The organism is Pseudomonas sp. CM27, assembly GCF_013179515.1.
Lineage (GTDB): Bacteria > Pseudomonadota > Gammaproteobacteria > Pseudomonadales > Pseudomonadaceae > Aquipseudomonas.
In genome coordinates this window covers 1-12204 of sequence record NZ_JABMCN010000184.1, presented here as the reverse complement: position 1 = coordinate 12204, position 12204 = coordinate 1, and the positions used below count along the sequence as shown (strand labels likewise).

Genomic DNA, 12204 nt, shown 5'->3' with positions numbered 1-12204 from the left:
GACCTCACAAGTCCTCAGTACTGTGCAATATCTGTGGGAGCTGGCTTGCCGGCGATTGGGCTGCAGAGCAGCCCCCGAATTCAACTGCCTTCGCCCGCGATGCGCCGCTCATGCTGGAACTTCCAGCGCACATACAGCAGCCCGGCAATGAACAGCCCCAGGCTGACCAGCACCTCAAGCCAGCCAAACACCGCCCGCGCTGGGTCGAACGCTGCCAGCACGCCCTTGATGAAATAAATATTCACCACGAAGCAGGTCCAGGCATGTGCCCGGGCGCTGCCCGACAGCATGCCTGGCAGCAACAGCAGCAGCGGTACCAACTCGATGGCCAGGATCACTTCGACCCGTGCCCCATGCAGGTTCGCGAACCACAGGTTGTTCACCAGTAGCAGGGCGATCAGGCCAAGGAACAACGCAAGGCTCAGCGCCCGCGTCAGGCGCAGGCGCGGTGCCAGCCAATCCAGTGGCGGCAACACCTTGGGCTGTTTAGCCACGCGCGGCCTCCAGGGCTTTGGCGGTGGTCGCCAGGCGTTGCCCAAGGGCGCGGCACAGGGCGATTTCATGTGGGTCGAGTTCACGCTTGCCATCGGCGCCCGCATGATGGCTGGCGCCATAAGGCGTGCCGCCGCCACGGGTGTCCAGCAGCGCCGATTCGCTGTAGGGCAGGCCCATCACCAGCATGCCGTGGTGCATCAGCGGCAGCATCATCGACAGCAAGGTGGTTTCCTGGCCGCCGTGCAGGCTGGCGGTGGAGGTGAACACGCCAGCCGGTTTGCCGACCAGCTCACCGCCCAGCCACAAGCTGCTGGTGCCATCGAGGAAGTATTTGAGCGGCGCCGCCATGTTGCCGAAGCGGGTAGGGCTGCCCAGTACCAGCCCGGCGCAGTGGCGCAGGTCGTCCAGGGTGGCGTACAGCGCGCCACTGGCCGGGATGTCCGGGGCCACCGCTTCGCATTCGGTGGATATCGCCGGCACCGTACGCAGCCGCGCCTCCATGCCGGCCAGTTCGACGCCGCGGGCAATGTGCCGGGCCATTTCGCTGGTCGAACCATGGCGGCTGTAATACAGCACCAGGATGAAGGGCGCGCTCACGGCAGGATCTCCAGCACTTTTTCTGGCGGGCGACCGACCACGGCCTTGTCACCGGCAACCAGGATCGGCCGTTCGATCAGCTTGGGGTGTTGGGCCATGGCTTCGATCAGTTGCGTATCGGTCAGCGCCGGGTCGGCCAGGTTGAGGGTTTTGTACTCGTCCTCGCCAGTGCGCAGCAGTTGGCGTGGGGCGATGCCCAGCTTGCCGAGCAGGGCCTTGAGGGTAGCGGCGTCGGGCGGGGTCTCGAGGTAGCGCACGATGGTCGGCGCCAGGCCGCGGGCTTCGAGCAGTTCCAGCGCGCCGCGGGATTTCGAGCAGCGCGGGTTATGATAGAGCGTCAGGTCGGTCATGTCGGGTCGCATCCAGCAGGGTGTGGCGGCTATTCTAACCGCAGCGACTGACCCATTTGCTTTAAAACTCGAGAAGGATTGACCCATGGCAAGGCGTCTGGCAGCAGTACTGGCCATCACCGCGAGCTTGTTGCTCGGTGGTTGCGGTGCCGATTATGGCGTGGACCAGCACGGTAATACGGTTAAGGCCGAGCAGATCGAAGGGCACTGGCTGGTGCTCAACTACTGGGCAGAATGGTGCGGGCCGTGCCGTACCGAAATCCCTGAACTGAACAGCGCGGCCAAGCAGTGGGCTGCCGACGGCGTCAAGGTGGTGGGGGTGAACTTCGACGGCTTGCAAGGGCAGGACCTGAAGCAGGCCGCGGAAACCCTGGGCATCGGCTTCACCGTGCTGGCCCAGGACCCGGCCGAGCGCTATGACCTGCCTCGCAGCGAGGCGCTGCCGGTCACTTACATCATTGACGACAAGGGCAAGGTGCGTGAGCAACTGATGGGTGAGCAGACCCTGGAAGGGTTGCAGGCCAAGATCAAGGCCCTGAAAGGCGCCTGATGTCCGCCTGTGCCGGTCCTGTCGCCGGCAAGCCAGCTCCCACAGGACCGCGCAGCATTTGAAACCTGCGTTGTACTTGTGGGAGCCGGCTTGCCGGCGATGAGGCCGGTACAGGTTGGCGCTTCAGCCTTCTTCAGGCCAGAAGCGCAGCGGCTTGCCCTCGGCCGGCCATAAGCGCATCTGCTCCACCGGCGACACATCCCAGCGCTGCACGGTCTCAAGCGCCTGCAGGAAGCGCTTCTCCTGCTCCATCAACGCCGGCGCGCACAGCTTGCGGGTCTTGCCGACCTTGCCGAAGCTCAGGTGCTTGCCGTCCAGCGTGTAGGGCGCAAACCAGTGGTTGCAGCCGCCGTTGCCATAGGCACGGCCGTCGCTGGCCAGGGTTAGCGTCAGGTGGCTGTAATCGATCAGCGGGCGTTCGCCAATCCATTCCAGCACGTAGCTGCGCTCCTGTTGCAGCTTGGATGGTTCTGCGGCGCAGCCGAGCAGGCCGGTGGCAATCAGCGCGCCGGTCAGCAGATTCTTCACTCGGCGCTCTCCTGGCAACGCGGGCACAGGTGCTTTTCACCACGGCTGGCCCAGCCCAGCTCGGCAATACGCGCGCTGGCGGCTGGCTGGCGGGCTTTCTTGCCCAGCTTGGCGTCGACCGCAAACTCGAAGTCCAGCACGGCGTCGCAGCTGTCGCACTCGACCTGCCAGCTGAGGATTTCCAGCTCGTTGAACAGCGGGCCGCTGGCCACGGCAACCCATTGGCCGCGCGGATTGATCAGGTGGCGCACGCTCTCCACGGTCAGGCGCATGGACAAGTCCTTGCTGCCTTTGAGGGTGACCAGCAGGGTATCGCCTTTGTGCATCGAGCCACCGTTGCCGGTGACCTGGTAGCGGCCCGGCACCAGTGCACGGCACTCGATCAGGGTGTGTTGCGGGTTGAAAAGGGTGTAGCGGAAATCGTGCTCGACCATGGGTCCTCCAGAAATGCCGCGTATCCTAGCATTAACCCGAGACCTGATTCTGCGGATTGCCTGCCGCCCAGCGGCTGATGTTGTCCAGCGTGGTCGCGGCAATGGCATCCAGCGCCTCGCGGGTGAGAAAGGCCTGGTGGGCGGTGATGATCACGTTGGGGAACGTCAGCAGGCGGGCCAGCACATCGTCCTGCAGCGGCAAGTCGGAGCGGTCCTCGAAGAACAGCTGTGCTTCTTCTTCATAGACGTCCAGGCCCAGGTAGCCGAGCTGGCCGCTTTTTAGCGCGTCGATCAGTGCCGGGGTGTCGACCAGTGCGCCGCGGCCGGTGTTGATCAGCATGGCGCCGGGCTGTAGTTGCGCCAGGCTGTGCGCGTTGATCAGGTGCCGGGTGTGCTCGGTCAACGGGCAATGCAGGCTGATGATGCGCGCTTCGCGCAGTAGCTCGGGCAATGTCAGGTAGCGCGCCCCCATGGCCAGCAGCTCTGGGTTGGGGTAGGGGTCGTAGGCCAGCAACTGGCAGCCGAAACCGGCCATGATACGGGCGAACGCGACGCCGATCTGGCCGGTGCCGACCACACCGACGGTTTTGCCGTGCAGGTCGAAGCCGGTCAGCCCGTGCAGGGTGAAGTCACCTTCGCGGGTGCGGTTGTAGGCCCGATGCAGGCGCCGGTTCAAGGCCAGGATCAGTGCCACGGCGTGCTCGGCCACTGCGTGTGGCGAGTATGCCGGCACGCGTACTACCGCCAGGCCCAGACGCTCGGCGGCGGCCAGGTCGACGTGGTTGTAGCCGGCCGAACGCAGCGCGATCAGGCGTGTGCCTCCTTCGGCCAGGCGCTGCAGCACCCCGGCGTCGAGCTCGTCGTTGATGAACGCGCAGACGACTCCGTAGCCGCTCGCCAGCGCGGCGGTGTCGAGGGTCAGGCGGGCGGGTTGGAAATGCAGCTCCAGGCTGCTGCCGATGGCGGCGCGGGTGAAGCTTTCCTGATCATAGTGCTGGCTGCTGAATAACAATGCGCGCATGGTGGGGCTCCTTGATCATTGCTCGATTTCAGGCGCTCAGGCGGGCCTGTGCGGCCAGGCGATTGATTGCCGCATCCAGCTCATCCAGGGCCTGTTGCACCAGCGGGCTCTCCTGCTTGAGCAAGGTCTCGCTGCGCTGGCAGGCCGCGCGCAATTGCGGTACGCCGCAATAGCGCGAGGCACCGTTCAGGCGGTGTACCTGTTCGATCAGGCCGTCGCGGTCATCAGCGTCGCGGGCGCTGCGGATGGCTTCGCGGTCGGCATCCAGCGAGGCCAGCAGCATGCTCAGCATGTCGGCCGCCAGATCGGCTTTGCCAGCCGCCAGGCGCAGGCCTTCCTCAGCGTCCAGCACCTTCAGTTCGTCGCCATTGACCAGTTGCTCGGCCTGCAATTGCTGCGGCATGCCAAGGCTGAGGCCGGTCCACTTCATCACCACCTGGGCCAGTTGCCGCTCGCTGATCGGCTTGGTCAGGTAATCGTCCATGCCGCCGTGCAGCAAGGCGCGTTTTTCGTTGGCCATGGCATGCGCGGTGAGCGCGACGATCGGCAGCGGGTTGCCGCTTTGGGTGTTTTCCCACTGACGGATCTGTTCGGTGCAGGCGCGCCCGTCCATGCCCGGCATCTGCACGTCCATCAGCACCAGGTCGAACGGCTCGCCCTGCACGGCCTGTACCGCGGCATATCCGTTGTCGACTGCCAGCACCTCGGCACCCAGGTCTTCAAGCAGGGTCTGCACCAGCAGCAGGTTGGCGGCATTGTCATCGACGCAGAGGATTCTCGGCTGGCGCTGTCCATTGGCGCTGGTGACCTCGCCCAGCGGTCGGCGCGGTTGTACCAGTTCCAGCAGCAGGCGGCGCAGCTTGCGCGTGCAGGTCGGCTTGGACAGCAACTGGCCGTGGCCGTTGGGCAGGTAAGGGTGGTACAGCGCCTGCTCGGTGGTCGGGCACAACACTACGCACTGGCACTGGTTGCGCTCGAGCTGCTGGTGGTATTTGCCCAGTTGTTCGGGCGACAGGTTGCCCAGGTTGGCCCCGAGCACAGCCAGCTCGAACGGCTGGCCAGCCTGGCTGGCGGCCTGCACCGCTTGCAGCAGCTGGTCATAGGTGGCGAACAGGCTGACGCTGAGGCCGCAATCTTCCAGCTGGTGCTCCAGCGCCTGGCGCGCCAGCTCGTGGCCGTCGACGATGGCTGCACGGCGGCCCAGCAGCGGCTGCAGCGGCAGTTCCTCGGTATCGTCGTGGGCCTTGGGCAGGTTGAGGCTGATCCAGAATTGCGAGCCTTCGCCCGGGGTGCTGTCGACGCCAATTTCGCCACCCATCTGCTCGATCAGGCGCTTGGAAATCACCAGCCCCAGCCCGGTACCGCCAGGCTGGCGGGCCAGCGAGTTGTCGGCCTGGCTGAACGCCTGGAACAGCGTGCGCACATCTTGTGGCGACAGGCCGATACCGGTGTCCTGCACGCTGATGCGCAGCTGGGCGTAGTCTTCGTGTTCGTCTTCGAGCATGGCACGCACGACGATGGTGCCTTCGCGGGTGAACTTGATGGCGTTGCTGACCAGGTTGGTAAGGATCTGCTTCAGCCGCAGCGGGTCGCCGACCAGCGACGAGGGCGTATCGCGGTAGATCAGGCTGAGCCGCTCCAGCTGTTTGGCGTGGGCGGCCGGGGCGAGGATGGTCAGGGTGTCCTGGATCAGGTCGCGCAGGTTGAACGGGATACTGTCGAGGACCAGCTTGCCGGCCTCGATCTTGGAGAAGTCGAGGATCTCGTTGATGATGCCCAGCAGGTTGTCGGCAGACTTTTCGATGGTGCTCAGGTAGTCCAGCTGGCGCGGGCTCATCTCGCTTTTCTGCAACAGGTGGGTAAAGCCGAGGATGCCGTTGAGCGGGGTGCGGATTTCGTGGCTCATGTTGGCCAGGAACTCCGACTTGATGCGGCTGGCCTCCAGCGCCTCCTTGCGCGCCATGTCCAGCTCGATGTTCTGGATCTCGATGGTTTCCAGGTTCTGGCGCACGTCCTCGGTGGCCTGGTCGATGCTGTGCTGCAGCTCCTCGTGGGCGCTGTGCAGGGTTTCGGCCATGCGGTTGATGCCGCGCCCCAGCTCGTCCAGCTCGTGGCTGCCCATGGCGGGCAGGCGTTCTTCCAGGTGGCCGTCCTTGAGCTGGTTGACCGCGTGCTTGATGCGCTCGATAGGGTCGTTGATGGTGCGGCTCATGCGCAGCGCCAGCAGGCCGCTGAGCGCCATGCAGGCGAGGATCAGCAACAGGCTGGTGAACAGGTTGCGGTACCCGCGCAGCAGCGTGCCGTCGTGCGACAGCTCTATCTCGACCCAGCCCAGCAGGCGTTCGGCTTCGGCCGGTACGGCATCGGTGGCCAGGTCGCGGTGGTGGCCGAACACCGGCATCAGGTAGCGGGTGGCGTCATTGCCGCTGCGCTGCAGCAGCTGGGTGCCGGTGCCGCCGCTGGGTGGCTGGTTGAGCATGCTGGGGCCGGCGTGGGCCAGGCGCGTGCGGTCCGGGGCAAGGAAGGCAACTGCGCGCACATCAGTTTGCTCGAGGGTTTGCGCGGCGATGCGCTCCAGTTGCGCCGGGGCCAGTCGGGCCATGGCAGGCGCGGCCAGCGGCGCCAGTTGCTCGGCGATCATCTTGCCCCGCTGCAGCAGCTGGGTACGCAGGTCGTTCTGTTGCAACCAGGTAAAGTAGCTGCCCAGCACCAGGGCCATCAGGCCCGCTGGCAGCAGGGCCAGCAGCAACACGCGGCTGCGGATTCCCAAGCGATCGAGCACACTCGCCTCCTGTGATGTGCCTGGATGCCGTCAAGCGCTGACGGCCAAGCCGGCAAGTTACTCCGGCTGCGATGCTATTGCACCTCTTTAGTAGGTGTTTTGCGCCGCTGCAGGGGCATTGGTCGCAGGGCGGTTGCCTGGCAGGCGTTAGATGCTCAATAATCGCGCAATTGAGAATAAATGGCAGTTGCCAATGAATCCTGTAACTATTTACAACTCCAGCATCCTTGCCATCGAGGATGATCCGGTGCTTGGCGCCTACCTGCATGAAGAATTGCAGCGTGGCGGTTTTCAGGTGACCTGGTGCCGCAACGGCCTGGAGGGCCTGGAAACAGCAGGGCGCCAGGTGTTCGATGTGGTGCTCATGGATATTCTGCTGCCCGGGCTCAACGGCCTGGACGCGCTGGCACAGTTGCGCACGCGCAGCGCCACGCCGGTGATCCTGATGTCGGCGCTGGGCGCCGAGGCAGACCGCATCAGCGGCTTCCAGCGGGGTGCCGACGATTACCTGCCCAAGCCGTTCAGCATGGCCGAGCTGCGGGTGCGCATCGAGGCAATCCTGCGCCGCGTGGCGCTGGAGCGTCGCCACCAGGCCCCGCAGGAGCAGGCCGGCTGTGGCGAACTGCAATTCGACGAGGGGCTGTGCGACGTGCGCCTGGATGGCCGCCTGGCAGGCCTTACCCCCAGCGAATTCCGCCTGTTCGACATCCTCAACCGCAACCTCGACGACGTCCTGAGCAAGCCTTTCCTGTATCAGCAAGTGCTGCAGCGTGGCTATTCGCGGCATGACCGCAGCCTGGACATGCACGTCAGCCAGATCCGTCGCAAGCTCAAGGGCATCGGCTATCACGAACGGCAGATTCGCACGGTATGGGGCAAGGGCTACGTGCTCAGCGCCAGCGAGGTGGAGTGAGGCATGCTCGACCGCCATTCGCTGTTCTGGAAGCTGGCCATCCTGCTGGTGGGCTTCTGCCTGCTGATGATCGGCCTCAGCTACACCTGGGGCCGGCACATGGAAACCCAGAACGCCTTCCTGTCGGAGCCTGCGCGGCAGGCGTTGCGTGGCTACGCTGGCGAGGCCGAGCAGGCCTGGCGCACCGGGGGGCGCACAGGGCTGGACCGCTGGGTGACGACGATGCACCAGCGCGAACGGGGTTGGGTGGGTGTGCTTGATCTGAACTTGCGGCCGCTCGACAGTGCCACCCTGAACCCGCAGATCATGCAGCGACTGACACGCCTGCGCGGGGTCGACTGGCCCATGAGCCGGCGCAGCGTCAACCAGCCATGGGTGCGCATACCGTTCCCGGGGGCGCCGGAGCAGGGCATGCTGGTGATCGAACTGCCGCAGCGGTTCAACCCGGACCAGCACCGGTTGCTGTGGCGCATTGTCACCAACGGCATCATCCCCGGGCTGTTCACCTTGATGCTGTGCGTGGGCCTGTATCGCATGTTGATCGTGCCGCTGAACCAGTTGCGCGAGCAGGCCAATGCCTGGCGCGCCGATCAGCTGTCGGCACGCCTCGACTCGCGCACCATTGCCCGGCATGACGAGCTGGGGGAACTGGCCCGCGCCTTTGACCAGATGGCCGAGCGGCTGCAGGGTACGGTGGCCATGCAGCAGCAGTTGCTGCGCGACTTGTCCCACGAAATGCGCACGCCGCTGAGCCGGCTGCGGGTAGCCTGCGATGGCGAAACCGACCTGCAGCGCCTGCGCGAGCGCCTGACCCGTGAAGTGGACTGCATGCAGCAACTGGTCGAGGACACCTTGCAGCTGGCCTGGCAGGACGCCGAACGTGCGCCGATGAACCTGGAGCCGATCGAGGTCCACGCACTGTGGGAACTGCTGGCCGAAAACGCCAGCTACGAGAGCGGCTGGTCGCCTGTGCGCCTGCGTTGCGAGGTGCCGGCCGATTGCTGGGTGGAGGGCAACCTCAACCACCTGGCCCAGGCGCTGGAGAACATGTTGCGCAATGCCATCCGTCATTCGCCGGCCGGTGGCCTGGTGCGCCTGGGCGGGCAGCGCGAAGGTGGTTACTGGTGGCTGTGGCTGGAGGATGAAGGCGGTGGCGTGGCCGAGGATGACCTGGAGCGGATCTTTGCGCCGTTCTCACGGCTGGACGGTTCACGGCCCGGGGACGGTGGCTTCGGGCTGGGGCTGAGCATCGCCCGCAGTGCCATCCAGCGCCAGGGCGGGACCCTGTGGGCGCAGAACGGCAAGCGCGGGCTGCGGCTGTGGATGAGGTTGCCGCTACATGCGCCGGCCGCCGCAGCGGCCTAGACGGCAATCATTCCATTCAAATCAGGCTTATATAGCTTGTAGCTATATGCACCACAGATTGCGTGATATGGCCCGGAAGGGTTTGCCGGTATGATAGGCGCCCCTGCCGTCCGGATTGTGAAACACGCCATGACCTTGCAGTACCCAACCATCGCCGATTGCGTCGGCAATACGCCTCTGGTTCGCCTGCAGCGCATCGCTGGCGAAACCAGCAATACCCTCCTGCTCAAGCTCGAAGGTAACAATCCTGCCGGCTCGGTAAAAGACCGCCCGGCGCTGTCGATGATCACCCGCGCCGAGCTGCGCGGCCAGATCAAGCCCGGCGATACGCTGATCGAGGCTACCTCCGGCAATACCGGTATCGCCCTGGCGATGGCGGCGGCGATCAAGGGTTACAAGATGATCCTGATCATGCCCGACAACTCCACCGCCGAGCGCAAGGCTGCCATGACCGCTTATGGTGCCGAGCTGATCCTGGTGACCAAGGAGGAGGGCATGGAAGGCGCCCGTGACCTGGCCGAGAAGCTGCAGGCCGAAGGCCGCGGCATGGTCCTCGACCAGTTCGCCAACGGCGACAACCCGATCGCCCACTACAACAGCACCGGCCCCGAGATCTGGCAGCAGACCCAGGGCAGCATTACCCACTTTGTCAGCTCCATGGGCACCACCGGCACCATCATGGGCTGCTCGCAGTACCTGAAGGAGCAGAACCCCGCTGTGCAGATCATCGGCCTGCAGCCGATGGAAGGCTCGGCCATTCCGGGCATCCGCCGCTGGCCCGAGGAGTACCTGCCAAAGATTTTCGACGCCACCCGCGTCGACCGTGTGGTCGACATGTCGCAGCAGGAAGCCGAAGACACCACCCGCCGCCTTGCCCGTGAAGAGGGCATTTTCTGCGGTGTGTCCTCTGGTGGTGCGGTTGCAGCCATGCTGCGCCTGTCCCGCGAAGTGGAAAATGCCACGATGGTCGCGATCATCTGCGACCGTGGCGACCGTTACCTGTCCACCGGCCTGTTCGATCCGAGCTAAATGTCCAAGAAAAAAAGCAACAGCGGCCTGCGCTTCCAGCCAGCCGGCGGCAACCGCAGCGCCCAGGTCCCCGTGGGCAAGAAACAGCGCCTGGAAATCGAGCGCCTGGCTGGTGATGGCCGTGGCATCGCCTTTGTCGAGGGGCGTACCTGGTTCGTCAGTGGCGCCCTGGCCGGTGAGGCCGTGGAGGCGCGGGTGCTCAATGCCCGCGGCAAAGTGGTCGAGGCGCGCCTGGAGCGCTTGCTGCAGGCCAGTCCCGAGCGCCGTGAAGCACCGTGCCGCTACTACGACCGCTGCGGCGGCTGCAACGTGCAGCACCTGCCACACGAGGCGCAGCTGGCGCTGAAGCAGCGCACGCTGGCCGAACAGCTGCAGCGGGTAGCCGGGGTACAGCCAGAGGAATGGGCCGCGCCGCTGAGCGGGCCGGAATTCGGCTACCGGCGCCGGGCCCGGGTGGCCGTGCGCTGGGACGTCAAGGCGCGTCAGCTTGAGGTCGGCTTCCGCGCCGAAGCCAGCCAGGACATCATCGCCATCGACGACTGCGCGGTGCTGGTACAGCCCTTGCAGTCGATTCTGCGCCACTTGCCGACCGTACTTCGCTCGCTGGGCAAACCGCAGGCGCTGGGCCATGTGGAATTGTTCAGTGGCACCGCCGAGGCGCTATTGGTGCGCCATGTTGCACCGCTGCCGGCAGACGATCTGGCCAAGCTGCAGGCGTTTTGCGAGCAGGCCAATGCCCAGTTGTGGCTGCAAGGCGAAGGTGAGCCCGCGCCGGTCGACCCGACGGCGCAACTCGGCTTTACCCTGGCGCCGTGGCAGCTGGAGCTGGCCTGGCGCCCGGGCGACTTCGTGCAGGTGAATGCGCAGGTCAACACCGCGATGATCGAGCAGGCACTGGCCTGGCTTGCACCGCAGGCCGAGGAGCGCGTGCTGGACCTGTTCTGCGGCCTGGGCAACTTTGCCCTGCCGCTGGCCCGACAGGCTCGCGAGGTGGTGGCAGTGGAAGGTGTGCAGGCGATGGTTGATCGCGCTGCAGCCAATGCCCGGAACAACAATGTGCATAACGCACGGTTTTTTCAGGCCGATTTATCGCAGCCTTTGGCAGGCGCCGGATGGGCCGCCGAGGGCTTTTCTGCGGTACTCTTGGATCCACCGCGCGACGGTGCGTTCGAGGTGGTGCAAGGCATCGCCCGCCTCAAGGCCAGCAGGCTGGTCTATGTATCGTGCAACCCGGCCACGCTGGCGCGAGACGCCCAGGTGCTGGTCGGCCAGGGGTACCGGTTAAAAAGGGCCGGGATTCTCGACATGTTTCCTCAAACGGCACATGTCGAGGCCATGGCGTTATTCGAAGCGGGCTAGCTGACTGGCCCCTTGGTGCGGCTTCCAGGGAATGGCGGCCGCACGGTGATCGCCAGCGCATCCATTAGTGCTGCGCTGTATGGAAAGGTAAAAAAAAGATGGTACAGGTGAGAGTGCACCAGCCGGTCAATACTGACGGCAGTATCAATCTCGAAGCATGGCTGGACCATGTGGTAAGCGTCGATTCAGCACTGGATCGCGCAGCGCTGAAAGAAGCCTGCGAGTTTGCCCATGAGGTGGAGAAAAAAGGTAACCCGGCCAAGCATTCCTGGGCGGACGGTACGTCCAGCTTCCAGGCGGGGCTGGAAATCGCCGAAATTCTCGCCGACCTCAAGCTCGACCAGGACTCCCTGGTGGCAGCCGTCATCTACCGCTCGGTGCGCGAGGGCAAGGTCACCCTGGCCGAGGTCAGCCAACGGTTTGGCCCGGTGGTGTCCAAGCTGATCGACGGCGTGCTGCGCATGGCCGCCATCAGCGCCAGCCTCAGCCCACGGCAGTCGCTGGTGCTGGGCTCGCAGGCGCAGGTCGAGAACTTGCGCAAGATGCTCGTGGCCATGGTCGACGACGTGCGCGTGGCCCTGATCAAGCTGGCCGAGCGCACCTGTGCGATCCGCGCGGTCAAGGCTGCTGACGACGAGAAGCGCCTGCGTGTCGCACGCGAGGTGTTCGACATCTATGCGCCGCTGGCGCACCGCCTGGGTATTGGTCACATCAAGTGGGAGCTGGAAGACCTGTCCTTCCGCTACCTCGAACCCGACCAGTACAAGCAGATCGCCAAGCT

Annotated in this window: 13 protein-coding genes; 6 read left to right on the top strand and 7 right to left on the bottom strand. The window is 65.1% G+C overall.

Annotated elements, in window-relative coordinates; all coding sequences use genetic code 11:
* Nucleotides 1-80: 80 nt before the first annotated feature.
* Genes HP547_RS20705 through arsC form a run of 3 tightly spaced genes read right to left on the bottom strand, consistent with a single transcriptional unit; the run spans nt 81 to nt 1442 of the window.
* On the bottom strand, nt 81-494 hold the full coding sequence (locus HP547_RS20705; protein WP_172224595.1) for a DUF2069 domain-containing protein: 414 nt from the start codon (nt 492-494) through the stop codon (nt 81-83).
* Nucleotides 487-1092 carry an NAD(P)H:quinone oxidoreductase gene (gene wrbA, locus HP547_RS20700; RefSeq protein ID WP_172224597.1) on the bottom strand — a complete coding sequence of 202 codons (606 nt, stop codon included), beginning with the start codon at nt 1090-1092 and terminating at the stop codon, nt 487-489. Before wrbA ends, HP547_RS20705 begins: the two co-directional genes overlap by 8 nt.
* Nucleotides 1089-1442 (bottom strand): arsenate reductase (glutaredoxin), encoded by a 354-nt coding sequence (gene arsC / locus HP547_RS20695; protein ID WP_172224601.1) that lies wholly within the window; start codon nt 1440-1442, stop codon nt 1089-1091. Before arsC ends, wrbA begins: the two co-directional genes overlap by 4 nt.
* An 85-nt stretch (nt 1443-1527) precedes the next feature.
* On the opposite strand from arsC, the gene HP547_RS20690 reads away from it, so the two are divergent.
* Nucleotides 1528-1992 (top strand): peroxiredoxin family protein, encoded by a 465-nt coding sequence (locus HP547_RS20690; RefSeq protein WP_172224604.1) that lies wholly within the window; start codon nt 1528-1530, stop codon nt 1990-1992.
* A 123-nt stretch (nt 1993-2115) separates the two neighbouring features.
* On the opposite strand, the gene HP547_RS20685 is transcribed toward HP547_RS20690, so the two are convergent.
* Genes HP547_RS20685 through HP547_RS20670 form a run of 4 tightly spaced genes read right to left on the bottom strand, consistent with a single transcriptional unit; the run spans nt 2116 to nt 6757 of the window.
* Nucleotides 2116-2520 (bottom strand): META domain-containing protein, encoded by a 405-nt coding sequence (locus HP547_RS20685; RefSeq protein ID WP_172224607.1) that lies wholly within the window; start codon nt 2518-2520, stop codon nt 2116-2118.
* Complete coding sequence (locus tag HP547_RS20680) at nt 2517-2954, bottom strand: hypothetical protein (protein WP_172224610.1); 438 nt, start codon at nt 2952-2954, stop codon at nt 2517-2519. Before HP547_RS20680 ends, HP547_RS20685 begins: the two co-directional genes overlap by 4 nt.
* 31 nt (nt 2955-2985) lie before the next feature.
* Nucleotides 2986-3975 (bottom strand): 2-hydroxyacid dehydrogenase, encoded by a 990-nt coding sequence (locus HP547_RS20675; protein ID WP_172224613.1) that lies wholly within the window; start codon nt 3973-3975, stop codon nt 2986-2988.
* Between the two features lie 28 nt (nt 3976-4003).
* Nucleotides 4004-6757, bottom strand: a complete 2754-nt coding sequence (locus tag HP547_RS20670) for a response regulator (RefSeq protein WP_172287302.1) — start codon at nt 6755-6757, stop codon at nt 4004-4006.
* Nucleotides 6758-6950: 193 nt separating this feature from the next.
* Here HP547_RS20670 and HP547_RS20665 point away from each other — a divergent pair, with 193 nt between their 5' ends.
* From HP547_RS20665 to HP547_RS20645, 5 genes are all read left to right on the top strand, one after another.
* Nucleotides 6951-7670, top strand: a complete 720-nt coding sequence (locus HP547_RS20665; protein WP_172224619.1) for a response regulator transcription factor — start codon at nt 6951-6953, stop codon at nt 7668-7670.
* A 3-nt stretch (nt 7671-7673) separates the two neighbouring features.
* Nucleotides 7674-9035: a sensor histidine kinase gene (locus HP547_RS20660; RefSeq protein ID WP_172287301.1), complete on the top strand. Its 1362-nt coding sequence runs from the start codon at nt 7674-7676 to the stop codon at nt 9033-9035.
* A gap of 129 nt (nt 9036-9164) precedes the next feature.
* Nucleotides 9165-10064: a cysteine synthase CysM gene (gene cysM, locus HP547_RS20655; protein ID WP_172224625.1), complete on the top strand. Its 900-nt coding sequence runs from the start codon at nt 9165-9167 to the stop codon at nt 10062-10064.
* Nucleotides 10065-11423, top strand: a complete 1359-nt coding sequence (gene rlmD, locus HP547_RS20650) for a 23S rRNA (uracil(1939)-C(5))-methyltransferase RlmD (protein ID WP_172287300.1) — start codon at nt 10065-10067, stop codon at nt 11421-11423. It begins immediately after the preceding gene.
* A gap of 98 nt (nt 11424-11521) precedes the next feature.
* Nucleotides 11522-12204, top strand: a 683-nt coding sequence (locus HP547_RS20645) for an HD domain-containing protein (protein ID WP_172287299.1), incomplete at its 3' end; no start/stop codon positions are given.